General features: G+C 70.6%; 22 protein-coding genes. 4 read left to right on the top strand and 18 right to left on the bottom strand.

Annotation, left to right across the window (positions count from 1 at the left end; genetic code table 11):
• Positions 1-12 precede the first annotated feature (12 nt).
• Together H4N64_RS12795 and H4N64_RS12790 are read left to right on the top strand one after the other, a co-directional pair.
• Positions 13-1470 carry an ABC transporter permease gene (locus H4N64_RS12795; protein WP_186282385.1) on the top strand — a complete coding sequence of 486 codons (1458 nt, stop codon included), beginning with the start codon at positions 13-15 and terminating at the stop codon, positions 1468-1470.
• A gap of 121 nt (positions 1471-1591) precedes the next feature.
• On the top strand, positions 1592-2275 hold the full coding sequence (locus H4N64_RS12790) for an ABC transporter ATP-binding protein (RefSeq protein WP_186282384.1): 684 nt from the start codon (positions 1592-1594) through the stop codon (positions 2273-2275).
• Here H4N64_RS12790 and H4N64_RS12785 read toward each other — a convergent pair.
• Positions 2247-3269 (bottom strand): aldo/keto reductase, encoded by a 1023-nt coding sequence (locus tag H4N64_RS12785; RefSeq protein WP_186282383.1) that lies wholly within the window; start codon positions 3267-3269, stop codon positions 2247-2249. The genes H4N64_RS12790 and H4N64_RS12785 overlap by 29 nt on opposite strands.
• Positions 3270-3324: 55 nt before the next feature.
• Entirely contained in the window at positions 3325-3651 is a 327-nt protein-coding gene (locus tag H4N64_RS12780) for a nuclear transport factor 2-like protein (RefSeq protein ID WP_186282382.1), read from the bottom strand.
• Between the two features lie 131 nt (positions 3652-3782).
• On the opposite strand from H4N64_RS12780, the gene H4N64_RS12775 reads away from it, so the two are divergent.
• Positions 3783-4340: a DoxX family membrane protein gene (locus tag H4N64_RS12775; protein WP_186282381.1), complete on the top strand. Its 558-nt coding sequence runs from the start codon at positions 3783-3785 to the stop codon at positions 4338-4340.
• Between the two features lie 44 nt (positions 4341-4384).
• Positions 4385-4723: a MazG-like family protein gene (locus tag H4N64_RS12770; protein WP_186282380.1), complete on the top strand. Its 339-nt coding sequence runs from the start codon at positions 4385-4387 to the stop codon at positions 4721-4723.
• 10 nt (positions 4724-4733) lie between these two features.
• Here H4N64_RS12770 and H4N64_RS12765 read toward each other — a convergent pair whose 3' ends face one another.
• From H4N64_RS12765 to H4N64_RS12695, 16 genes are all read right to left on the bottom strand, one after another.
• Complete coding sequence (locus tag H4N64_RS12765; protein WP_222108881.1) at positions 4734-5096, bottom strand: ArsR/SmtB family transcription factor; 363 nt, start codon at positions 5094-5096, stop codon at positions 4734-4736.
• A gap of 62 nt (positions 5097-5158) precedes the next feature.
• Complete coding sequence (locus H4N64_RS12760) at positions 5159-5953, bottom strand: winged helix-turn-helix domain-containing protein (protein WP_186282379.1); 795 nt, start codon at positions 5951-5953, stop codon at positions 5159-5161.
• 68 nt (positions 5954-6021) lie between these two features.
• Positions 6022-6897: a phosphate ABC transporter ATP-binding protein PstB gene (gene pstB / locus H4N64_RS12755; RefSeq protein WP_186282378.1), complete on the bottom strand. Its 876-nt coding sequence runs from the start codon at positions 6895-6897 to the stop codon at positions 6022-6024.
• Positions 6898-6901: 4 nt separating this feature from the next.
• Positions 6902-7816, bottom strand: coding sequence for a phosphate ABC transporter permease PstA (gene pstA, locus H4N64_RS12750; RefSeq protein WP_186282377.1), 915 nt, complete (start codon positions 7814-7816; stop codon positions 6902-6904).
• On the bottom strand, positions 7813-8763 hold the full coding sequence (gene pstC, locus H4N64_RS12745) for a phosphate ABC transporter permease subunit PstC (protein ID WP_186282376.1): 951 nt from the start codon (positions 8761-8763) through the stop codon (positions 7813-7815). Before pstC ends, pstA begins: the two co-directional genes overlap by 4 nt.
• Positions 8760-9740, bottom strand: coding sequence for a PstS family phosphate ABC transporter substrate-binding protein (locus tag H4N64_RS12740; RefSeq protein ID WP_336246698.1), 981 nt, complete (start codon positions 9738-9740; stop codon positions 8760-8762). Before H4N64_RS12740 ends, pstC begins: the two co-directional genes overlap by 4 nt.
• 257 nt (positions 9741-9997) lie before the next feature.
• Entirely contained in the window at positions 9998-11680 is a 1683-nt protein-coding gene (locus H4N64_RS12735) for an SWIM zinc finger family protein (RefSeq protein ID WP_186282375.1), read from the bottom strand.
• Positions 11681-11746: 66 nt separating this feature from the next.
• The gene (locus tag H4N64_RS12730) at positions 11747-13063 is read right to left on the bottom strand and encodes a TIGR02679 family protein (protein WP_186282374.1); all 1317 of its coding nucleotides are present in this window, start codon (positions 13061-13063) and stop codon (positions 11747-11749) included.
• Entirely contained in the window at positions 13060-17283 is a 4224-nt protein-coding gene (locus H4N64_RS12725; protein WP_186282373.1) for a TIGR02680 family protein, read from the bottom strand. The genes H4N64_RS12730 and H4N64_RS12725 overlap by 4 nt, the downstream gene beginning before the upstream one ends.
• Positions 17280-18623: a TIGR02678 family protein gene (locus tag H4N64_RS12720; protein ID WP_186282372.1), complete on the bottom strand. Its 1344-nt coding sequence runs from the start codon at positions 18621-18623 to the stop codon at positions 17280-17282. Before H4N64_RS12720 ends, H4N64_RS12725 begins: the two co-directional genes overlap by 4 nt.
• Positions 18623-20254, bottom strand: a complete 1632-nt coding sequence (locus tag H4N64_RS12715) for a TIGR02677 family protein (protein ID WP_336246697.1) — start codon at positions 20252-20254, stop codon at positions 18623-18625. The genes H4N64_RS12720 and H4N64_RS12715 overlap by 1 nt, the downstream gene beginning before the upstream one ends.
• Positions 20255-20474: 220 nt before the next feature.
• Positions 20475-20867, bottom strand: a complete 393-nt coding sequence (locus H4N64_RS12710; protein WP_186282370.1) for a hypothetical protein — start codon at positions 20865-20867, stop codon at positions 20475-20477.
• A 15-nt stretch (positions 20868-20882) separates the two neighbouring features.
• Positions 20883-21017: a hypothetical protein gene (locus tag H4N64_RS45025; protein WP_260859700.1), complete on the bottom strand. Its 135-nt coding sequence runs from the start codon at positions 21015-21017 to the stop codon at positions 20883-20885.
• A gap of 181 nt (positions 21018-21198) precedes the next feature.
• Entirely contained in the window at positions 21199-21522 is a 324-nt protein-coding gene (locus H4N64_RS12705) for a hypothetical protein (RefSeq protein WP_186282369.1), read from the bottom strand.
• Positions 21516-21923: an ATP-binding protein gene (locus tag H4N64_RS12700; RefSeq protein WP_186282500.1), complete on the bottom strand. Its 408-nt coding sequence runs from the start codon at positions 21921-21923 to the stop codon at positions 21516-21518. The genes H4N64_RS12705 and H4N64_RS12700 overlap by 7 nt, the downstream gene beginning before the upstream one ends.
• A gap of 172 nt (positions 21924-22095) precedes the next feature.
• Positions 22096-22944, bottom strand: coding sequence for a helix-turn-helix domain-containing protein (locus H4N64_RS12695; RefSeq protein WP_186282368.1), 849 nt, complete (start codon positions 22942-22944; stop codon positions 22096-22098).

Here is a 22944-nt window from a genome sequence, read left to right as displayed (position 1 = left end):
TCTAGGAACGGGATGTTTGGCATCTATCTCAAGCGCGAGCTGAGTCGGCGCAAGAAGGTGGCTCTGGTCGTCGCCCTGGGTCTGGCGCTCGGAATCGCGCTCGTCATCACCGTCAACTCCGTGTCGGCGGGCATGCAGAAGGCGCAGGACAAGGTCCTCGAATCGCTCTACGGCCTGGGCACCGACATGACCGTCACCAAGGCCAGATCGGCTCCCGGCGACAACGCCTCGGGCGGACCGCGGTTCGAGTTCGACGCCCAGTCCGACGAGGACGAGGAGCAGAGCTCGGACCGGGTGATGACACAGGGCGGTGAGGCGCTCAGCGCGTCCCTGGTGGAGAAGGTCGGCAAGCAGAGCGGGGTCGCGAACGCGGTCGGCGCCCTCACCCTGAACGTCACCAAGGTCGACGGCTCCTTCACACAGGGCCAGGCGCAGTCGGGGAGCGGCCAGTCGCAGGGCGAGGGCGGCCCCGGCGCCGGCGGCACCAGCACCGGTCAGCCGCAGGTCCAGGGCGGCGGCGCCTCCTTCGACGTCAACTCCTACTCCGTCGCCGGCGTCGACGTCACCGACCAGGACCTCGGCCCGCTGGCCGGCTCGGAGATCACCTCCGGCAAGACCTTCACGACCGCGCAGAGCAACGCGAAGGTGGCGGTGCTCAGCAAGTCGTACGCCAAGGAGAACGAGTACAAGGTCGGCGAGACCTTCAAGATCTCCGGCACCAAGTACACGGTCATCGGCATCGCCACCCCGGAGAGCAGCGAGTCCACCACCGACGTCTATCTGCCGCTGAAGCAGGCGCAGACCCTGGGCGACGCCAAGAACAAGGTCACCACGATCTACGTCAAGGCGACCGACTCGCAGCGGATCGACGCCGTGAAGTCGGCGATCCAGAAGAACATCTCCGGTACGACGGTGACGACCTCCGCGGATCTGGCGGACACGGTGTCGGGCTCCCTGTCGACGGCGTCCGACCTGGCGTCGAGCGTCGGCAAATGGCTGTCGATCGCCGTGCTGGCGGCGGCCTTCCTGGTCGCCGGGCTGCTGACGTCGTCGGCGGTGTCGCGCCGGGTACGCGAGTTCGGCACGCTGAAGGCCCTGGGCTGGACCTCGGGCCGGGTGACCCGGCAGGTCGTGGGCGAGGCCGTCGTCAGCGGCCTGGTGGGCGGTGTCCTGGGCATCGCGGTCGGCCTGGCGGGCGCGTACACGGTGACGGCGATCAGCCCGACCCTGGAGGCGGAGTTGGGCGCGACGGCCGGCGGCATGGGAGGAGGCCCGGGTGGCGGCATGGGCGGCCCCGCGGCCCAACAGTCCTCCAACGCCCTGGAGATAGCCCTCACCGCCCCGGTGAGCGCGACGACGATCGCCCTGGCGGTGGGCCTGGCGGTGACAGGCGGTCTGATCGCGGGCGCGTTCGGCGGCTGGCGGGCATCGAGACTCCGCCCGGCGGACGCACTGAGGCGAGTCGAGTAGCACCTGTCCGCCGGAGCGGGCCGGGGGACGGTCAGCCCGCGGCGGAGCCGCATATCGACACAGCCCCCACAAGCCCGCAGCCGGCACCGAACTCGCACCACCCCGAACTCCAGGAGCCCCCATGTACGAACTCAGAAACGTCACCAAGCGCTATACGCGCGGCAAGGAGACGGTGGAGGCGCTGCGCGGCGTCGACCTCACCATCCAGGACGGCGACCAGCTCGTCATCCAGGGCCCGACCGGCGGCGGCAAGTCGACGCTGCTCCAGATGATCGGCGGCCTGGACCGCCCCTCCGAGGGCAGCGTGGAACTCGACGGCGTCGACCTCGCGACCATCAGCGAGGCCCGGCTGACCCGGATGCGCGCCGAGAAGATCGGCATCATCTTCCAGGCGTTCAACCTGATCCCCACGCTGACCGCGCAGGAGAACGTCGAGACCGCCCTCGTCCCCCTCGGCGTCAAGCCCGCCGAACGGCGTGAGCGGGCCGCCGAGGCGCTGCGCTCGGTCGGTCTCGGCGAGCGCCTCACCCACGTCCCCTCCGAGATGTCCGGCGGCCAGCAGCAGCGCGTCGCCATCGCCCGCGCGCTGGTCAAGCGGCCGAAGGTGCTGCTCGCCGACGAGCCCACCGGCAACCTCGACGAGGGCACCCGCGACGACATCATGGCCCTGCTGGAGGGGCTGTGGCGCGAACACGGACTGACCTTCGTCCTGGTCACCCACGACTCGTCGATCGCCCGCCGCGCCCCGCGCCTGGCCACGATCAGGTCGGGACGGATCACACTGACGGAACAGCAGGTGGCGTAGTGGCCGAGGGGCCGCTCAGGATGCCGTCGATCTCGGTCAACTGGTCGGCGGTGAGCGGCCCTCGGTCCATCGCCCCCGCGTTCTCCTCGGCCTGCGCGACCGTACGGAACCCCGGAATCGGCACCGTGAGCGCACTGCGCGCCCAGATCCAGGCGAGCGCGCCCTGGGCGAGCGTACGGCCGCCGCTGGTGAGGATCTCCCTGAGCGCGTCGACCCGCTTCAACCACTCGGGATCGGCGCCCCCTTGGGAGAAGCCGGGCAACCAGGCGGGCGGCGTGCTGCGGATGTCCCCGGCGTCCAGCGCCTGCCCGGCGGCCCGCTTCCCGGTCAGCAACCCCATGGCCAGCGGGCTTCGGTTGATGCTCGCGAGCCCCGACTCCTCGCACAGCGCCAGCATTTCGGGCGCGTCCTGAAGCACATTGAGCCGATGCTGTACGGCCGCACAGTGCGCACCCTCGGCGAAGACAGCGGCGCGGGCGGGGTCGTCGGTGCTCCAGGCGTAGGCGCGGACGAGCCCTTCGCGCACGAACTCCTCGCAGACGTCCCGGAGTTCGAGAGCCCGCTCGGGATCCGCCTCCGACAGGTGCAGCTGGTACAGGTCGACGTAGTCGGTGTCGAGGCGCCGCAGAGAGGCCGTCAGGGCCCGCCGGGCGTACGCCGCCGAGTCGTCGCCGCCGGTGAGGGTCCGGGTCTCCTCGTCGAAGACGTTGCCCCACTTGGTGGCGACGACCACATCGGCGCGGCGCTTGCCCAGCGCACGGCCGAGGACGCGCTCGCTGTGCCCGGCGCCATAGGTGTCGGCGGTGTCGAAGAAGGTGACGCCGAGGTCGAGGGCGCGGCGCACGGCCCGTACGGACTCCTCGTCGTCGACCCGGCCCCAGCCGAGCGGCTGCCCGTCCGGGTCGGTCCACTCACCGCCGATCGCCCAGCAGCCGAAGCCGAGCGCGCTGACGCCGATGCCGGTACGACCCAGGGTCCTGAAGTTCGTCTCCATGGGGGCAGACGCTACGAGTTGGAGCGCACTTCAGGGCAAGAGGTCGTACGACGGTCTACGCCTGGCCGGTCTCGAAGCGGCTGATCTTGCCGCTCTCGTCGACCTCGAAGCGCCAGCGGGTGCGCATCTCGCCCCAGGTGTCGTTGCGGTAGCGGGCGATGAGGGCGTGGCCGCCGTCGGACTCGCGATCGACCTCCATGTGCCCGTGGGACTGGAAGATCTCCCGGTCGATCCAGTCGTCGAGGTCACGGTCGGCGCCGTCGTCCGCCATGGTCGCGTCCGGGGTGAGCAGGGCCATGAAGGCGTCCCGGTCGTGCTGGTTGACGGCGGTCACGAAGTCCCGGACGACCGGGTCGCTGAGGTTCTTCGGTTGGATCGTCATGACGGCAGACTCACACCGCTCCCGGCGCCCCGCCACCCGAACGGCGGTCCGGGCAGGCCCGTCGGGTGTGAGCGGTGCGACCGTGGACACGCGGGAGGGGACTGTTCCTGCTGACTGCCACGGGAGAGATCGTGAGCGCTTACGACCGACGTGATCTGGGTCTGCTTCTGCTCCGGCTGGGTGCCGGAGGGGTGCTCGCCGCACATGGCGCGCAGAAGCTGTTCGGCTGGTTCGGCGGGGGAGGTATCGAGGGCACCGGCGAGTTCATGGAGTCCGTCGGATACCGGCCCGGCCGGACGAACGCCACCATGGCCGGGCTTGCCGAGGCGGGCGGCGGCACGCTGCTGGCGCTCGGTCTCGCGACCCCGGCGGCGGGTGCGGCGGCCTCCGGCGCGATGGCGGGCGCGGCCGCGGTGCACACCCCGAACGGCTTCTTCAACGCGAGCGGCGGCTACGAGTACGCGGTGACCCTGGGCCTGGCGGCCATGGGCCTGGCGGTCTCCGGCCCCGGCCGGCTGTCCCTGGACCACGCCCTCGGCCACGTCTTCGACCGCGGCTGGATGGTCCCGGCGGCCCTGGCGGCGACGGCGGCGGGCACCGCGGTGGTCGTGGGCATGCGCAGCAAGCGGCTGCGCGAGGAGCAGGAGGGCGAGCAGGTGGCGCTGTTCGAGGAGGAGTTCTCGCGGTAAGGCCCATGGGGCCCGCTGTCAGAGGGGCATGGCAGTGTCGCCGTATGACTGAACAGGCGCCCCCTTCCGCGGACCTTTGGTCCGGCATCGACGACCTCTGGACCTGGCTGGACGCCAACCGTCCGATCGGCGGCCAAGAAGGCCTGCTCCTGCGCGTCCTGAAGCTGTCGGAGGAGGTCGGCGAGGTCGCCGAGGCGGTGATCGGGGCGACCGGTCAGAACCCGCGCAAGGGCGTCACGCACACCTGGGACGACGTCCAGGCGGAGCTGTGCGATGTCGTGATCACGGCCCTGGTCGTCCTGCGGACCCTGACACCGGACACCCGGGAGGTCTTCGCCGGGCATCTGGCCCGGGTGAGGGAGCGGTCGCTGGGGAGGGCTTGAGACGGGTGCTCTAGGCCGCCCGCGGCAGGATGTCCCGCACCCGGTGCAGTCCGGCCCGGTCGACCGCGTACCAGACCCAGGTCCCCCGCCGCTCCCGGGTGAGCAGCCCCGCCTCGGTCATCACCTTCAGATGGTGGCTGACGGTCGGCTGGCGCAGTCCCAGACAGTCGGTGAGGTCGGCGACGCAGGCCTCACCGTCGGGGGCGCGCTCGATGAGCCGGAGCAGTTGCAGCCGGGTCGGGTCGGCGATGGCCTTCAGTACGGCGGCGAGCCGTTCGGCCTCGTCGCGGTCGATCAGCAGACGGGACAGGGACGAGGTGCGCGCTTCCGGTTGGTCGGCCGCGGCCTCCGTTTCCGCAGGAGAGACGTTCATCCACCCACCATAGGGCGGCTCCGGCGCGCCCTTCGAACCCGGTGGGCGCACCCACGGGTTGTTCACCCACGGTTCACCTTGACCCCGGCGCGGCCGCTTGCGCCGGGGTTCTCACGCCCGCTCTCCAGCCGGTAGCCCATGCCCCGGATGGCGTCGATGGTGCACCGGCTGCCCGCCTCGTCCCGCAGTTTGTTGCGCACCCGGCGCACATGCACGGTGAGTGTGTTGCTGTCGAGCTTCTCCGCACCCCACAGCGCCTTGGTCAACTCCCCTCGGCTGACGACCTTGTTGGGCCGTTCCATGAGATAGCGCAGGAGCAGGAACTCACGGACGGGCAGGGTGAGCGAGCGCCCCCGCACATACACGTGAAAGCCCTCGACATCGAGCTCGATGTCACCGACGACCAGCATCCGCGCGGCGCCCTCGGAGGCGGTCCCGACCTTGAGGAGCGGCAGGATCTCCTCGGCCCGGTAGGGGCGGGCGACGAAGGCCACGGCGCCCGCCGAGAGCGCGGCGGTGGCCTCTGCGGCGCCCTCCGCCCCGGCGCCCACGATGACCGGCACCGGGTGGAGCCGGGCGATCAGCTCGGTGACCGCGGCGGCGCCGACCACCGGCAGCGGCGCGGCGAGCAGCACCGCCTTCGGGCGGCTGGCGCCGACCCGGAGCAGGGCCTCGGCACCGTCGTGGCAGACCAGGGTGCGCACGCCCGCGTTCAGGAAACGGGCCACGACGTCCCGGGCGAGCTCCCGGTCGGGTTCGGCCAGCAGCAGATCCGGGGGCCTGCCGTCGTCCGGCCTGCCATCGTCGGGACCGCCGGTGGACGCGGTCGCCGGCGGTCCGTGTGCCTCGGGTGTCACCCGTCGTACTCCTTCACGTGGACGCGCAAAGGGGCGCGGAGCGGACGGACCTCGGACGGGACATCGGCTCAGCCGAAACGGCCGGTGATGTAGTCCTCGGTGCGCTGGTCGGCGGGGTTCTCGAAGATCTTGACGGTGGTGTCGTACTCGACGAGCCGGCCGTGCCGTACGCCCTTGTCGTCGACGTCGGCCGTGAAGAAGGCGGTGTAGTCGGAGATGCGGGCGGCCTGCTGCATGTTGTGCGTGACGATGACGATGGTGAAGTCGGCGGCGAGTTCCGCCATCAGGTCCTCGATGCGGGCGGTGGCGATCGGGTCGAGCGCGGAGCAGGGCTCGTCCATGAGGATCACCTCGGGCCGGACCGCGATGGCCCGCGCGATGCACAGCCGCTGCTGCTGCCCGCCGGACAGGGCGAGGGCGCTGTGCTTGAGCTTGTCCTTGACCTCGTCCCACAGGGCGGCCCCGGTGAGCGCCTCCTCGACGAGGTCGTCCATGTTGCCCTTCATGCCGTTGACCCGGGGCCCGTAGGCGATGTTGTCGTAGATCGACTTGGGGAACGGGTTGGGCTTCTGGAAGACCATGCCGATCCGCTGGCGCACCTCGATGGGGTCGACGTCGGCGTCGTAGAGGTTCTCGCCGTGGTAGGCGACCTTGCCGGTCACCCGGGCGCCTGGGATCAGGTCGTTCATCCGGTTGAAGCAGCGGATCACGGTGGACTTGCCGCAGCCGGAGGGGCCGATCATCGCGGTGATCTGGCGGCGTCCGATGAGCATGGTGACATCGCGTACGGCCTGGTGGTCGCCGTACCAGACGTCCAGGTCGGAGATGTGGAACACCGGGTCGTTCAGGGAGGGTTCGGGCCGGCCCCGGCGGCGGTCGCCGACGGCGAGGGGGAGGGCGTGGGCGTCGTCGGTGTTCTGGGCGGGTATGGCGTCGTCGGTCATGGGGTCACCAGCGCTTGCTGAAGCGGTTGCGCAGCCAGATGGCGGCCGCGTTCATGAGCAGGAGGATGGCCAGGAGGATGACGATCCCGGCCGCGGCGAGGTGGTGGAACTCCTCGCGGGACTGGCTGATCCAGCCGAAGATCTGGATGGGCAGCACGGTGTACGCGCTCTCCAGACCCTCCGGGTTGAACGCCACGTAGGTCACCGCGCCGAGCAGCAGCAGCGGTGCGGCCTCGCCGATCGCCCGGGACAGGGCGAGGATCGAGCCGGTGGCGATGCCGGGGACGGCGGCGGGCAGGACCTGGCGCCAGATGGTCTGCCACTGGGTCGCGCCAAGTGCCAGCGAGGCCTGTCGAATTGACTGCGGTACGGCTCTGATGGCCTCGCGCGAGGCGATGATGACGACGGGCAGGACCAGCAGCGACAGGGTGAGGGAGGCGGTCAACACCGTGGTCCCGAGGGACAGTTCACGGGCGAGGAGGCCAAGTCCCAGGATGCCGTAGATGATTGAGGGCACGGCGGCCAGGTTCTGGATGTTCAGCTCGATCATGCGGTTGTACCAGCGGTTCTGGTCGGCGTACTCCTCCAGGTAGATCGCCGCCATGATGCCGGTCGGCAGACAGAACAGGGCGGTGAAGGCGATCACCCAGATCGTGCCGAAGATCGCGGACTGGGCGCCGGCGCGCTCGGGCCGGCGGATGGAGGGGAAGTTCTCCCACAGCCGGGAGTCGAGCCGGGGCCAGGCCTCGACCAGCACATAGGTGATGAGGACGCCGAGGAAGATGATGCCCACGGCCAGACAGCACAGCAGGAGCAGCCGGAAGGCGCTCTCGCCCGGCCGGAAGCGCGGTCCGGCGAGCTTGCGGGGCGCGGGGTGGGAGGGCGGTTCGCTGACCCGGATTCCGGTCCCGGCGGTCATTCGTACACCTCCCGGTACTTGCGCACGAGCCGGATGCTGATCACGTTCATGACGAAGGTGATGACGAACAGCAGGGCGCCGACGGCGAAGATGGTCTTGTACTCGAAGGACTGCACCGGCACGTCGCCCTGCCCGGCCTGGGCGATGAACCCGGTCATGGTCTGCATCGCTTCCAGCGGGTTGACGGTGAGAGTGGCGGTGAGCCCGGACGCGATGGCGACGATCATGGTCTCGCCGATGGCCCGCGAAATCCCCAGCACACAGGCGGCGACGATGCCGGAGAGCGCGGCGGGCACGACGACCCGCACGGAGACGATCCGCTTGCCCGAGCCGAGCGCGTAGGCCCCGTCCCGCAGCGAGTCCGGTACGGCGGCCATGGCGTCCTCGGAGAGCGAGGCGATGGTCGGGATGATCATCACGCCCATGACGAGCCCGGCGGACAGGGCGTTCTGGAAGTCGGGCCCGGTGCCACCACCGGGCCACCACTCCCGCAGCCGGGGCGTGACGAAACTGAGCGCGAAGAACCCGTAGACGACGGTCGGAACACCCGCCAGCACCTCAAGGGCGGGCTTGAGAGCGGCCCGCACCCGCCGATCGGCGTACTCGCTGAGGTAGATGGCGGCCCCGAGCCCCACCGGAACGGCCACCGCGAGGGCGATGACGGTGATGAGCATGGTGGCGCCGAGCAACGGCAGCACACCGTACTCAGGAGTGCTGAACAGCGCGGTCCACTCGGTCCCGCCGAGGAACTCAGCGACACTGACACGCTCGAAGAAGTCGACGGTGGGCGGGATGAGCGAGACGACGATGCCGACGGTGGTGGCGACGGAGACGAGGGCGGCCACCAACAGCAGGCCCTGGATGACCCGTTCGCCATAACGCGGCTTGGCCCGCCGCAGGGACCGGGGCCCGGCCCCTGCGGGGGCCTTGAGCGTCGGCGAGGTCACCCCGCCGCTGCCTTCAGCTTGTCGAGGTCGGCCTTGAGCTCGGTCTCCTGCTCGGCGTTGAGCGGGATGAACTGCGCGTCCTCGGCGATGGCCTTGTGGTCCTCGACGTAGTACTCGACGAACCCGAGCACCTCTTCCCGCTCAAGGGCCTTGGCGGAGGGGTAGATGAAGAGGGGCCGGGCGAGAGGGGTGTAGGACCCGTCCTGAGCGGTCTCGACGCTGGGAGACACACACCCTTCGCCGCCATCGATCTGAAGGGCCTTGAGTTTGTCGGCGTTCTCCTCGAAGTAGGAGAAGCCGAAGTACCCGAGCCCGCCCTTGGACCCGGCGACACCCTGGACGATGACGTTGTCGTCCTCGCTGGGGCTGTAATCAGTCCGGGAGGCCCCCTCCTCACCATTGATCTCGTCGGTGAAGTAGTCGAAGGTGCCGGAGTCGGTACCGGGCCCGAACAACTTCAGTTCCTCGTCGGGGAACTTGGGGTCGACCTGGTTCCAGTTGTTCATCTTGGAGCCGGGCTCCCAGATCTTCTTGAGCTGCTCGACGGTCAGACACTCGACCCAATCGTTCTCCTTGGGCACGACGACGGTCAGGGCGTCGTTGGCGATCTGGAACTCCTCGTAGGTGATGCCCTTCTCCTCACAGGCCGCCTTCTCCTCATCCTTGATCGGACGGGAGGCGTCGGAGATGTCGGTCTCACCGTTGCAGAACTTCTCGAACCCACCGCCGGTACCCGAAGTACCCACGGTGACCTGGACCTTGGGCTGCTCCTCGGCGAAGAGCTCGGCGGCGGCGGTGGTCAACGGGGCGACGGTACTGGACCCGTCGACCTTGACCGACCCCGACAGCTCACTCCCCCCGGAACCACTGCCGTTGCCGTCATCGCCGTCGTCCCCACCACACGCGCTCACCGCCAGCATCACAGCCGCCATCAGAGCCAAGGGCGCCTTGGCCCGGCGCAACAAATGAATGTCCACGTGACTCTCGATCCTCGTCTCCGCCGGCTTGCCCGGCCGCGTTGCTGGATCGAATCTCGACTATGTGAACCCTCCGCGTATGGGCCGCTACCCAAATATGAACAATAGACGGTCATCTATATAGAAGGATCTTGTTCCAGGGTCACGGAAGGGTCACTTGAGCTGCCGGTTTCCAGTTCACCTGCAGTACATGTGGGATGAGGGGCGCGGGGCGGGGACGGAAGCGGAAGTACACCGAACCCAGGGCTGTCTCCGGGCTAGATCCCCTGCTCGTCCATCAGCCGCATCAGATTCCTCTTGCGTTTGTGGGCGGCGCGCAGAGCGTGGACGTGCGCGGCGAACTCGTCCGGCGTTCCCAGGCGTCGGTGGCAGTCGCGGATGCTCACGAGCAGGCTGACGAGCCGCTCGTAGACCGTGTTGCCGGTCTGCTTGGTGAGCGGTTCGGCCAGGCGCTGGTAGATGCCGAGCGCCTCGGCGGGACGGTCGGCCCGCGCCTGGTCGGCGAGGATGAGCCACTGCCGGTCGTCGGCGCCGGTGACGGTGGCGGCCCGCCAGGCTGCGTCGACGTCCTTGTCGTCGAGCAGGGCGTCGACGAGTACCGGGCCGCCGTTGCTCACCTGGCGCTGCCGCTCGGCATCGGCCCGCAGCAGAGTGAGCGCCCCTTCGCGCTCCGCCGGCCAGCAGTCGGCCGCCCGCGCGGCAGTGCGCAGCTGCCGGTACGTCAGTAGCGTGCGGCGTGCGCGGAAGTGGTCGCGGCGCAGGGCGACGGCATCGGAATGCCGTGCCGCTCGCGCGTAGCGGTCGTAGAGGTAGTCGACGAGGGCAGTGTCCACGGTGGCGAGGTCGCGCGTCTCTCTGATGCCGCGTTCCGCCCAGCGCAATGCCTCCTCGGCACGTCCCGCCCCGTCGAGTTCGCCGGCGATGGCCAGGTGCGTGTGGCCGTTCGCCGCAAGGTCGGCCGCGTACACGGCAATCACCGTGTCGACGTCACCGCCCGCCCTGGCCAGACGCTCCATCAGGGACTTCTCCGCCCAGCCCGTACGGTTGCGCCGCCACGCCCCGATCGCCAGCTCACGCAGGGTGGACATGCCCCGTCCGCCGAGGATGTCCTCGTAGTCGAGCGGGTCGATATCGGTGAGGCCGTCGTCGCATTCGCCCAGCGCGTGATCGACCAGCCAGCGCGCGAGTTCCTCCGCGTCCGGGCGTGCCGCACGGCACGCTTCGAGGTGGGCGTCGGCGAGACCGTCACCGACCTGGCCGAGCCCGCCGTCGGAGTCGTCGACGCTGTCCACCGCGTCGGCCAGCAGCCGCATCGCCTCTCGCGCCAGGGTGATCGCGTCGGCTGCCCGGCCTGAGCGAGTGAGCGAGCCGATCGCGGACACTGCCTGCCCGGCCTGGCCGGCGTAGGCGCGGGCATCGGCGTACTCGACGTACCCGTAGCGTGCGAACGGGCCGATGTCGAGGAGTTCACGGATGCGGGCCCGGACCCCGGCAAGGTCCCCGCGGGCGCTCGCCGCCCGCAGCTCCAGGCGGTGCCTCAACTTCCGGTCCTCACCGACCTGTTCGCGTACCAGGGCGAGCAACTCGTCCTTGGACAGGGCGGACAGCCACACGTCGAGGCCCTGCACGCGGGTGCGGGCCGCCTCGCGCTGCCGCGGCAGGCTCTCCCGCTGGGCGAGAACCGTCAGCCCGAGCGCGACCAGGTGCTTGCAGAAGTTGCCCTCCCGGCCATAGGGGCAGTCGCACTCGCCGGAGAGCCCGCTTGGATCGTCAAGGGTCAGCTCCACCTCGTAGCGCTCGGTGCCGTGGACGGTGGCGGCGACCCAGCCGTCGCCGATCTCCACTCCGGAGACGGCGTCGAGGTAGCCGATGCCGCGCTCGAAGGAACGCGCTCCGGCCAGTGCTCTGAGACTTGCCTCGGTAAGGCCGCCCGTGCCCATTCCGCCCAGCTCCCATGGTGCGCTTGATGTGCTGACTCAAGAGTGCCGTAGGCCGAGGGTGCGATGTCACGGACGCTCACACCCCGCGAGGTCGCCCAGCAACAGATCCAGCGCCGCCTCCTCATGCAGAGCGACACCCAAAGCGTCCATGGTCGCGGCCAGTTCCGCGTCCCAGGCCGCCTCGATCGGTGTGCCGGTGAGGGGAAGCGGCGGCGTTCCCTGCAACTCCGCGCGCGTTGCCAGGTATTCGTAGTCTGCCGCCGTCATGCGCCACGGTTCCGCCTGGTACCGCCCCATGACCCGGTTGGCGAGCGCGATACCCGGCCAGTCGAAGTCACCGTGGTAGGCGAAGGCGCAGCCGGCCGCCGACAACGCGTCCAGAAGGGTGAGGACCACCGTCGCAGCACTGCCCGAGGTGCAGATCAGGGATGCGGTGCAGGCGGTGTCCGCCGCGGCCTCCACCACGCGCGGGTTCTCGCAGACGTGGATACGCGTGCCCGGTGGGAACGTCAGGTGCAGGGCGCGGAGTTCGCGCAGGGTCAGGTGCGCCTCCAGCCGGTGGTCGGCGCGTTGGCGCAGGGCAGCTTCCTGCCAGGTGGCGCCCGTCGGCCGAAGGCCATAGGTGAGCACGGTGCTGGAGACCTCGTCGGGAGTGACCGAGGCCTGCCGCCACAGAGCACGACGGCCCGGAGCGTCACCGGGGAAGTCCACGCCCCGGGCCACCGCTATGCCGCGCTGGACCAGGCGGGCCAGCAAGGTGCCGTCGTCCAGGCCATGAGCCGAACCGGTCGTGCGGGTGGCCAGTTCACCGCGGCCCCAGGTGGCGGGGGTGGGATCCGTTCCTGTGCCGGGGAAGAGGGTCGCGAGGGTTTCGATGGCCTGGGTGATGGTCGTGAGCGCGGTGCCGGCGGACGATTGTCGCGTCAGCGTGCCGCCTCGCCGTATCTCCTCCAGCCATTGGCGGGCCCACGCCTGGTCTGCCAGTGGTGTTGCGGCGAGGGCCTTTTCCGTCGCGGACCACAGACGGGTGCGTTCGGCCTGCGCCGCGTCCCGGACCGCCCGCCGGTCGGTCAGCGGCGGGCCCAGTTCCGTCAGGGTCGCGGCCAGGCTCCGGCCGACCGCACTGGTGCGCAGGCGGGTGTCCAGGTCCGGCAGGCGGATCGTGGCGGTGGGGCCGGTGACCGGTCTGGCCAGGAGGAGCGACAGGGCCTCGCGCTCCTCCGCGTCCAGGTCCGCGAGTCGGATCGTGCCGGCCGGCAGGAGGCCGCCTCGTTCGAGGCGGGTACGGGCTGCCGTCCACAGACGCTTCAGCCCTGGCCGGGTCAGGAACGCCATCGCTTCGGCGGTCAGCGGCGGCTCGTCCTTCACTCGGGCGTCCGTCATACCGACACCAGCCTCCTCTGCCGCCCGTTCCACGTGTAGTGGAGCGTGGCCACGCCACGCACGTGCGGGTCGCGCAGGCACTCGTAGATGTGCAGCGACGGCACGTCGGGCCAGTTGCCGATGAGGCGTTCGCTGGTGAGGACGAAGTCGAGGTCCAGATCGACGAGTATGCGGCCGAGGCGGGCGTGGGTGGGCTCGTCGACCTTGGCGAAGGCGTCGTCCAGCAGGATCAGGCGGGGTGCGTGCGGGGCGGATTCCGCGAGGCTCGTGAAGTGGGCCGCCGCTGCGGCGAAGAGGACCAGGTACGACAGGACACGCTGTTCACCCTGGCTCAGTCCCGTGCGGCCCGAGAGTTTGCGGCGGCTGCCGGGAACGGCGTCGTTGACCACCCAGGGGATGAAGGTGAACCAGTCCCGGTAATCGAGGGCGGTGCGCAGATGGGCCGCATAGCCTGCGCCCGGGTCGGCGCGGCGGGCGTCCTCGATACGGCGCTGGAGCACGTCTCGGAGCTGGTCGGACTGGTCGTGGGTGCGCAGGCCGGACGGGCTGCGCAGGAGGTCGACCGCCGCCTTGACGTCGGCCTCCACGCCGTCCGCCAGCTTCCAGTCCAGCGTGACGCCCAGCCCGTGTGACGTCCGGACCGTGGACAGCGTGCCGTTCAGTGCGGCTACCAGGGCGCCCGCGGACAGGACCTGCGAGGAGAGGTGGTCTCCCAGCTCTCCGGTGAGGAAGCGTTGGAACACCTCTCGCTCGCGCTCCGTCAGCCGTTCGCGGGCCTCGGTCGCCTGGGCCGCGATGCGCTCGCCGACCGCGGCGATGTCGTGCGGGCCGTGGTCGTCGACGAGACGGCAGATCTTGATGCCGTCGTGTTCCTCCAGTGTGGCGTCGTAGCCTCCGGAGAGCTGGTCGCGCAGGCTCGTGTGACGGATGAGGAGCGCGGTGTCCGAGATGTCGCGCCGCTCGGCGTCCAGGCGGCTTCGTACGTCGTCCACGAGCAGGCGCAGGGCCGTGGTGCGGTCGTGTGCGCCGTCCCCGAAGGGGTGCGCATCGCCGTCCTCTGCGGAACGCTCCTCGCCGTCCTCGACGGAGTGCGCCTCGCCTTCCTCGTGCTCCGCCGACATGTCGAGGCCCGCACCCCTGGTCACGCCCGGCAAGGACAGCGCCGTACGCAGTCTCCTGCCAGTCGCGACCGTCTCTCCCTCCTGCGTGGCGAGCGCCTCTCGCCTGGTTTTCTCCTCCTCCTCGGCGCGCACACGTTCGTCGTGCACGGCATTCAGGTCGCGCTCAGCGCCGGGAAGCTGACGCCCCACGGCCTCCAGCCGCCGCTTCGCCTCGTCCTCGCGGGCGAGGATCTCCTGTTCCGGCGCATCCAGCGCCTCCTCCAGACCCCGGACCGTGCGGCGGGCGGCGTCGAGGCGGGCGAGTGGTTCGGAGTAGTCGGATTCCGCCTCCCGAGTGGACGTCAGGGCGCGCGCGAAGTCTTCGCGACCCTGGCGATGGGCGTCGGTGGACGACACCACCACGCGCAGCCGTTTACGCAGTCGTTCCGTGCCGGTGCCGAGGCGGTCCAGACCGAGCCGTACGGAGTCGAGTGCGGCAGGGTCGACCGGGAGGTCGTGCGCGCTCGCAGTCGCCTCGGCCTCTCGCCGGGCAGCGACCGCGCGGGCACGCGCCTGCTCCGCCTCACGGGCGGCTGTGGACGCCTTGCCGGCCAGCATCTGGGCGGTGCGTTCGGCCTCGGTGGTACGGGCCCACGCATCGGTCAGTGGGCGTCCCGGGGGCGGGTGGCTCAGTGCGTCGGCCACGTGGGCTCGGCGCTCCGTGAGGATCCGCATCTCCTGCTCCTGTTGCGTCACCTCCGCCTGCACATCCACGAGTTGTCGATCGAGTTCGGCCAGGGCCCGGCGACGGGTCTCGGCACGCACCTCCGCACCGACGTACTCGGCAGTCTGCTTGGTGTGACGGCCTCGGGCGACGCCCAGCTTCCAGAAGCCGTCCGTGCCGAGCGCGGATCCGGCCTGCGTGCCGGTGGTCCCGTCCGTGATCAGAGCCACCGCATGGAGCACGTGCTCGACCTGCTCGGTCGTCACACCGCTGTCCGGTGTCATGACCGGGCGCAACCCCTCGGCGAGCACAGGTCCGGCGGGCGGGGCGCCGGGGGTGAGGAGGGTGTCCCGGGTGGCCGGGTCCACGACGGTGCCGTCGGCGCACACCCAGGCGTCGAGCAGGCCGCTCGCTTCGAGTGCGGCTTCCAGGCCCGCCCGGGCCGCCGGTTCCAGGCCGTCGGCGAAGTCCACGAGCCGGTACAGGGGTGCGCCGGTGCCGGGGGTGCGCGGTGCCGAGCGGTGGGGCGGGGGCGCGGGCTCGGGGTCGGTGCGGGCTTCCCAGTCGTTCCGCTCCCGCCGCAGGCGGTCCTGTTCGGCAGCCAGCTCGCGGATCGTCACAGCACGCGCGACGCGCTGTTCGCCCAGTTCCGCCAGCCACGGCTCGATGGCCGACCGGGCGGTGTCGGCCACGTCGTCGGGGGCGTGCGCGGGCAGCGGACCCTCTGCCGGGTCGTGGACGAGCAGCCCGTGCACGGCGTCGAGGGACACGCCGGTGAGGCTTTGCAGTCGCTCGGTCCAGGTCCGTACGGCGCCTGCGTATGCCTCCCCTTCGTGTGCTGTCTCCTCCCGTCGGCGTACGGCCCGCTCACGTGCGTCGTCCGCCTGCTCCTCCAGCCGCTCTCGCGCGGCGTCGGCCTCGTGCGCCTCTCGCTGGGCCCGATGTGTCGTGTCGATGAGCGCGGTCAGTTCGGTCACGGCCCGGGCGCGGTTCCTGATCACCGGCCCGGCGGCGGCCAATTGGGTGTCCCAGGCGTGCAGGCCCGCCGCGCAGGACTCCGTGTCGACGGCAAGCACCTCGCTGTGCCGCACGACGTGGAAGTCGCCGTCCGGGGAGGTCAGTTCGGCCGCCGCCGCACCCGCGACCGGAGTGACCGGGACCGTCCCGGGTTCGCCCAGATGCACCGGGCCGAGACCCGACCGCTCCGCCTCGCGCAGCAACTCGCCGTGTGCCGCGTGGAGTTCGGCCAGTTCCGCGCCGAGCCTTCCGGCTTCTTCGGTGAGCCGCCGCCCTGACTCCTCCTGAGTGCTGTGGGCCTGGCGCAGGGCCTTGAAGGCGGTCGCCGCCGCGCTGTGCAGGGCGGTCACCGTGGCGCGCTTCTCCCCGAGTTCCTGCAGGCTGCGGTAGCTGGCGCTGGCGTGCAGGGCGGCGAGGTCCGTCTCGGCCGCTTCCGCCTCCGCCTTGAGGACGTCGAGGCGGGCGGTGAGTTCGTCCTCGCTCGTGCGGAGCTTCGCCGCCTTCTTCACTGCCTCGCCCGCCAGACGCCGGTGCTCCGCAAGCCGTTCCAGTGCGCCGTTCACCTCGTCGGTCCGGCGGCGCAGCGTCCCGTGCAGGTAGCCGCGGTAACCGGCCAGGAAGGTCCGCAGCGCCTCGTCGGTCCGCTCCAGGCGCCCGAGGTCGGTCCGGACGGCGTCCAGGTCGTCGAGGCTGCGGGCCACCTTCTCCACGACCTCGTCGTCGAGCGCGGGCAGCGTCTCCGCGAGGACGGAGACCAGACCGCCGGAGTCGATGCGGTCGCCGATGGTGGGGCGGCGCAGGCGGTGCAGCAGGTGGAGCAGGTTGCGGTAGCGCGCCGGATCGGTGAGGCCGAACAGCTGGCGGGCGACCCGGGCCCGGTGCTCCACGGCACGGTCGGTGACGTTCTCCGGGCCGACGAGCGACTTGAGTTGGTCGAGCGGCAGCGGCTGACCGGCGGGGGCCAGGTGCAGGTCCTCGCCCACCCGCAGCGGGGTGACGAAGAAGAACGGCTTGGCCGTCCTGGTCGACTGGGAGGCGCGGATGGCCGCGCCGAGGGTGAGGTGGTGGTCTTGGCCGTCCTCGTCCGTGCGCGCGAACTCCACCCACAGGTAGCCCAGCCGGTTGGTCTGCTCGAATCCGTCCAGCATGAGCCAGAGGAGGGTGGTGCGCCCGGTGCCTGTCGCGTCCAGCGCGCGGGCGTCGCCGTCGAGGAGGTAGGGCAGCAGCATCTCCAGGGCCTTGGACTTGCCGGCGCCGTTCTTGCCGCGCAGCAGCAGGCGGCCGTCGCCGAAGACGAACTCCTGCTCGTCGTACTGCCAGACGTTCCGGATGCCGGCGCGGTGCAGGCGGTAGCGGTGCGGGGAAGGGGGGCGGTTCACCGGGTCGGCTCCTCGGGTCCCTCAGAGACATCGTCTGCTTGCGGCTGTTCGGTGCGGGAGGTGACGGCCACCGTGGTGGCGAACCGGGCGGCAGCGGCGAGCAGCACCCAACCGTGCGTACCGTCCTGTCCGCGGGCGCCCGAGACGTCGGTGACGGACCGGCCGTCCAGCACTGCGTCCTCGTATCCCCCGGGCAGGCCGTGGCCGTCGGCGCGCACCGGACCGGCGGGTGCCATCAGGCGCATGCGGACCAGCAGGTCGAGGACGGCGGCGAGCAGCCCCTCCCGGTCTTCCAGGAGACCTCGCTGCCAGTTGCTGCGTCGGCCGTACTCCTCGACGAGCTCATCGAGCAACTCGGGCAACAGCCCGTCCGGGACCCGGACGCCGATGACCAGCCTGCCGCCGACCGCGGGGTGGCCGGGATCCTCGGGGCGCAGTCGGTCGACCAGCCGTCCCACCAGCAGCAGCGCTGCCTGGGCGACGGTGCCGGTGCCGGGCAGGTGCAGGTCGGTGAGGTCGCCGTCCGGGTCGACCAGGGCGATGCCCTCGGCGCGGATCTCGGCCTCCAGACCCAGCAGTTCGGAGAAGGCCTGGGACTCACGCCGCTGTCGGGTCCGCAGCCATTCCCGCTCGGCGCTGGTGAGGTCGTCGAGGTGGACGGCGGGTGTCTCGACGAGGCGTCTGCGCACGTAGGTACGCGGGCCGCCGAAGCCGGGGTCGGCGGCCCGCCGGACGAGATCCGCGCCGTCGCGGCTCTGCGCCAGCGGTCCGGCGACGACCGCGCGGGCGATCTCGCGGTCCACGGTCAGCAGCGCCTCGCCGCCCCGCTCCTCGGCGACGGCCGAGACATGGCCCTCGGTCTCCGTCAGCACGCCCCAGTCGACGAGTTGGCGCAGCGCGGCGGCGAGTGTGCGCCGCTCCGCCTGGCGCCCGCTGTCGCTGATCTCGATCCCCGCGTCCACGGCCGCGGCCCTCAGGTCCGCGACGAGCTGGGAGAGCAGGAGCTGCTCGGGGGCGGTGACGAGGACCGAGAGGGCGAGGGCCAGGTAGGTGTACGTCCGTGGCGTGAACGGTGTGCCGGTGGACGGCCGCTCCAGGCGGTGGCCGGAGCCGGGGCCGAGGCCTGCCTTGAACAGGCGGGCGTACGACGCCTCGACGAGGAGTCGGTAGCCGAACACCTGCTGGAAGCGCTGGGCGAGCCAGTCGGCATGGCGGCGGATCAGCGGGAACGTGTCGCTGTGCGGGCCGTGGCTGGTGACCAGTGGGTGGGCCAACAGCAGACGGGCGGCGGCACGGCGTTCGGCGGCGAGTGCCACGTCATGGGCCGAGGGCAGCGGCATCAGGCGCTCGCCTCCTCGGCTGCAGCGGGCGCCGAGGCGCTCTGGACGGCCAGGGTGAGATCGTCCACCGTAAGGTCACCGTCCACGGAACGCAGGAGAGTGTGCCTGCCCGGGGTGCGCCACGCCGTCAGCCTGATGCCCAGATCCGCATCGCCGGCCCGCGCCCCGTCGAGCTGGAAGTCTCCGGCCCCTTTTTTCAGTTGGGCATTGCCGAGGGCGGCGGTGAGGAGTTCCAGCAGCAGCCGCATGGCCCCCGTCCCCAGCCTCACCTGATCGAACCGGCCGGACGCGCTGCGCAGTTCGGCGGCAGCCTCCTGGCGGACGGCGGCCTGCTGACGCGCCTGCTCCATGAGACGGCGCTTCTGCTCGCCATGGTCCACTACCGCCGCAGCCCGCCCGCGCGGCGCCCGGCTGCCACGCTCGCGCAACGCCACTGGCACGTCCACAACCGGCCCGGTCCACCAACTCACATACGCCGGTACGGACAGCTCGGGGTCCGGCGCCACGCCCAGATGCCGGGCCCCGTACAGGCCGAAGGCGGCGACCGCGATGTCGTGGGCCTCCTCGGGCTCGGCGGAGTCGAACCAGGCGGCAAGCCTGAGGAGGTCCTTGCGGCGGGACATCTCCCCCGACGCCGAGCGCAGCATCCGTTTGGCATTGGCGAGAAGCGACTGCAGGGCGCGCAGGGTGGCGTCCCGCAGCTGGTCCACCTGGCTTCCGTGGCCGTCACTGTCGGCAAACCAGTCGCGCAGCCCCTCCCAGTCGGCCATCTCCCGTCCCCGGCTGCGCTGCACCCGTGTCTCGGGCAATGCGCCGGAGAGCGCACCGAGGCCTGACGCATGGGTATCGATGCGGCTCAACAGCGTAGGCAGGTACGGCCAGATCGCCCGCAGATGGGCGGCGATGCGCGGGGCACGGAAGGACACGTCCTCGGTGATCGCTTCCACGTAGTCGAGCAGCAGCTCCTTGAACCCCTGGTACTCGGCTCCGTCGAGGTCGTAGCGGGCGAGTACCTGGCCGAGGTAGGCGTAGAAGTCCCGCACCGACTCGGCGAATTCGGCAAACTGCGCGAAGAGGGTGCTGATCTTCTCCAGCGCCTGCTGCGGGTCCATGCCGCCCGGCGCGGCGGCCAGAGCAGCAATCTCCTTGAGCCCTCGGTCGACGAGAGTGAGCAGCTCACTGCTGACCTCACGCGCGGCGTCCGCTCCCGCCAGCACCTCGTCGGCGTCGCGCTGCACTCGCTCGCCCAGCTTGGACAGCTGGTAACGGGACCGGGAGCGCTGGTAGTCGGCGATGCTGGTCGCGGTGACCGTGTGGGTGCTGCGCAGCAGATTGCCCCAGCGCACGAGCTGTTCGAGCCGGGCGGTCAAGGTCTCCGCACCAAGGGCGGCCGCCGGGTGCCCGGCCTGCGCCAGCTTGGCGAGCACATCGGGTACGGCGAGGTCCGCGAGCAGGGTGCCGCAGAAGACCCGCATCACCGCGACGTACTCCAGGCGTTCGGGTGCGCTGAGGTAGGCGTAGGCGCTCAGCCGCTGCCAGGTCTGGCCGCCGCTCCCCTCCTCGGGCCGCTCGCCATGTGGTTCTTCGTGCAGTTCGTCCCCCACCATGTTGTCGAGCGTACGGATCGGCACTGACACTCCGGACTGGGTTCGGGGAATCCGGCTGGGCCGTGCGGTCTCTCGGGGGGGGCTTAGCTGCACGTGGGCGAGCGTGGCTGAAGCCCTGACTTTGGCGCTGCAGATTCGTGGCGCTGTTGACGTGCATGAGGTTCGGCGCGAGCGCGTCGGCCGTCGCCGGCGCGCAGCATGAGAGAACGACGCCCCGATCCCCCGGCGGCACGCACCCACCCATTCACCCGCAGCCCCCTGTCCTTCTTCTGCTTCGGGCGAGTGTGGGGTGTGCAGAGGGGGATGTCGGGCTGGCAACCACGCCGTAAGTGCCGCGGGAAGCAGTATGGATGCCGATGATGGCCTCGGTCAGCCAGGCGTGCCGCACCGTGCGGGCCGAGGGCGGGCGGTTGCGCCAGGTGTAGTAGCCGGACTCCGCCACGTACAGCACCCGGCAGGCCCGCTCCACGGAATGCCCCCCGCCGGCCATCATGCGGATGGCTTCGAAGTTGAGGTCGTCCCACGTCAGGATGGATGAGAAGTCGGCGACGCCGCGCCAGATCCGGTAAGTGCGGCCGAAGGCCCCGGTGGGGAAGTCCCCACCGAGGTTTTCGACCACCTTCGAGAAGGTGGTCACTGCTGACGGCTCCGCTCAGTCGTTGGTGTCGGAGACGCCGGTCGAGCCGCCGTCGGACGGCTGCTCGGCACGGGAGCGCGCAGCGGCGATGGACTTCCGGGAGACGATCAGTCCGTCCTCGGCCGGCTGGATGGCAGCGTTCTCGGGCATCGTGCACTCCTGTTCTTTCGGTTTCCTCCCGCTCGGCTGGAGCGGAGAGGTCTTGAGCAGATCCGCTGTGAAGGCTGCAAGCAGCGGGTCTGGAGCGGCGCCCGCCCACTCGGGGAGACAGACGGGCGGATGCCGCACCGCCCGGGCTTTCCTTCGGTGCACCGGGCGGGGTCTGCAGGCGCTACACGAAGGCCCGCAGGCCCTCCAGGACACGGGAGAGCAGGGCCGTATCCGGCTCGTTGGCTTCGACGGCGGCTCGCCCCTCGGCGTGCCACTTCCCGAGTCGTTGGCGCCAGGCGGCCTCGGCCCGCATGACTTGGTTGCGGATGTCCGCCAGCGCCAGATCGGTTGCCGTGCGGAGCCGTACGAGGTCGGCGGGTGTCAGGCGCAGGGTGCGGACGGCGATCCTGTCCGCGGTGCTGCGGGGTACGGCCAGCTCGACGCACCGCTCCGGATCGGCGACGCCCGCCAGTTCCTCTTCGGGCAGCAGCCGCAAGGTCAGCATGCCGGGACCACCAGCTCGGCCCAGACGGTTTTGCCGCAGCGCATCTCGTCGTAGCCCCAGCGGTGTGACAGCGCGTCGACCAGTACCAGGCCGCGCCCGGTCTCATCGCCGCCGGCGACCGGATCCATTTTCGGCAGGGCATGGGATTTGTCGGTGACGCCGATCCGTACGAGATCGTCCGTGACGCGCCGGACGGATACCTGGACCAGACGGCAAGAGGTGTGGCGGACCGCGTTGCCCACGAGCTCGGAGACGATCAGCGCGCCCGGGTCCACCAACTCGGCTATGCCCCAGGTGTTCAGCGCGGCCGAGAGGAGGAGCCTGGCACGGCGGGCCGTCTCGGGCTCGCAGGGGAGGGTTTCGGTGTAGCCGGGCGGTCCAACTTCGGTGGGTCTGGTCATGACGCTCACGGGGTCGTCTCCTCGGGGCTGGGATGTCCCGCTCACAGTGGGGGCACGAGCGGGACTGTCCTCCACTGCCGCCGAGGGGGAGAGTGGACCTGCCCGGCGACGCCAACGACCGTACGGAGAGCCGGAGTTTCCCCTCAACGAAATTGCGGGGAATTGCGCAACGTCATCCGAGGGAGCTGATCGCCGTCTCAATCACGGCGCGGGCGGCGTTGCCGTGGACGGCCATCTTCGTCAGCTCACCGAACGCCTTGCGGTAGTCGGCGAGTTCACGCGGCTGCACCACGTTGACCTCGGCGGTGAGGGTCTCCACGACGCTGCGTGTGCCGTCATGGAGGTAGAACGCCTCCAGCGGCCACATGATCCTTCGTGCGGTGAAGGGGATGATGCCCAGGGAGACAGAGGGCAGCGGCATCACGGTCAGCAGATGCCTCAGCTGTCCGGCCATCGTCTCGGCATCGCCGACGCGGTAGCGCAGAACGCACTCCTCCATCAGCACGACGAACCGGTGGCCGCCCTCGTACAGAAAGCGGCTCCGGGCGACGCGGGCCGCGACGGCCTCGGAGACATCGTTCGGGGTGCCCTGGAAATCGGTGATGGCCTCCATCAAGGCCGTGGCGTAAGCGGGCGTCTGGAAGAAGCCGGGCACGACGTTGGACACGTACGCGCGGGTGACGCCGGTCTGCGCATAGAGGTCGTAGAAGTTCTCCTGGGTCTTGCGCATGCCGGTCCGGTGGCTCCTGCGCCACTCCACGTACATCGAGTCGACGGCGCGGGCCGTGGCGATCAGGTCATCGACCTGCTCGACGGCGCCGCAGGCGGCGCACCAGGCGCGGATGTCGGTGTCGGTGGGCTGTACCTCGGCTTTTTGGATGCGGGTGGTTTTCGCAGGGTGCCAGCCACACCGGGCGGAGAGTTCCTTCCCGGTGAGGCCGGCATCCTTACGCAGGTGCGTCAGGCGCACGGCGAGCGCTTCACGGGCTGCCTGAGCGCTGGACGAAGGGGAGGCGGGCAT

Origin of the sequence: Streptomyces cupreus (assembly GCF_014257025.1) — a bacterium.
Lineage (GTDB): Bacteria > Actinomycetota > Actinomycetes > Streptomycetales > Streptomycetaceae > Streptomyces > Streptomyces cupreus.
The sequence above is the reverse complement of the archived record's forward strand: the minus strand, read 5'-3'. Positions and strand labels throughout refer to the sequence as shown.

Excerpts from the sequence above, each read along its gene's own strand:
- H4N64_RS12765 (WP_222108881.1), bottom strand. The coding sequence starts at position 5,096 with ATGAACGTCTCTCCTGCGGAAACGGAGGCCGCGGCCGACCAACCGGAA.
- H4N64_RS12730 (WP_186282374.1), bottom strand. The coding sequence starts at position 13,063 with ATGACGGACGCCCGAGTGAAGGACGAGCCGCCGCTGACCGCCGAAGCG.
- H4N64_RS12695 (WP_186282368.1), bottom strand. The coding sequence starts at position 22,944 with ATGCCCGCCTCCCCTTCGTCCAGCGCTCAGGCAGCCCGTGAAGCGCTC.
- H4N64_RS12790 (WP_186282384.1), top strand. The coding sequence starts at position 1,592 with ATGTACGAACTCAGAAACGTCACCAAGCGCTATACGCGCGGCAAGGAG.
- H4N64_RS12735 (WP_186282375.1), bottom strand. The coding sequence starts at position 11,680 with ATGGGCACGGGCGGCCTTACCGAGGCAAGTCTCAGAGCACTGGCCGGA.
- pstB (WP_186282378.1), bottom strand. The coding sequence starts at position 6,897 with ATGACCGACGACGCCATACCCGCCCAGAACACCGACGACGCCCACGCC.
- H4N64_RS12705 (WP_186282369.1), bottom strand. The coding sequence starts at position 21,522 with ATGCTGACCTTGCGGCTGCTGCCCGAAGAGGAACTGGCGGGCGTCGCC.
- H4N64_RS12770 (WP_186282380.1), top strand. The coding sequence starts at position 4,385 with ATGACTGAACAGGCGCCCCCTTCCGCGGACCTTTGGTCCGGCATCGAC.
- H4N64_RS12700 (WP_186282500.1), bottom strand. The coding sequence starts at position 21,923 with ATGACCAGACCCACCGAAGTTGGACCGCCCGGCTACACCGAAACCCTC.
- H4N64_RS12785 (WP_186282383.1), bottom strand. The coding sequence starts at position 3,269 with ATGGAGACGAACTTCAGGACCCTGGGTCGTACCGGCATCGGCGTCAGC.
- H4N64_RS45025 (WP_260859700.1), bottom strand. The coding sequence starts at position 21,017 with ATGCCCGAGAACGCTGCCATCCAGCCGGCCGAGGACGGACTGATCGTC.
- H4N64_RS12795 (WP_186282385.1), top strand. The coding sequence starts at position 13 with ATGTTTGGCATCTATCTCAAGCGCGAGCTGAGTCGGCGCAAGAAGGTG.
- H4N64_RS12780 (WP_186282382.1), bottom strand. The coding sequence starts at position 3,651 with ATGACGATCCAACCGAAGAACCTCAGCGACCCGGTCGTCCGGGACTTC.
- H4N64_RS12720 (WP_186282372.1), bottom strand. The coding sequence starts at position 18,623 with ATGCCGCTGCCCTCGGCCCATGACGTGGCACTCGCCGCCGAACGCCGT.
- pstA (WP_186282377.1), bottom strand. The coding sequence starts at position 7,816 with ATGACCGCCGGGACCGGAATCCGGGTCAGCGAACCGCCCTCCCACCCC.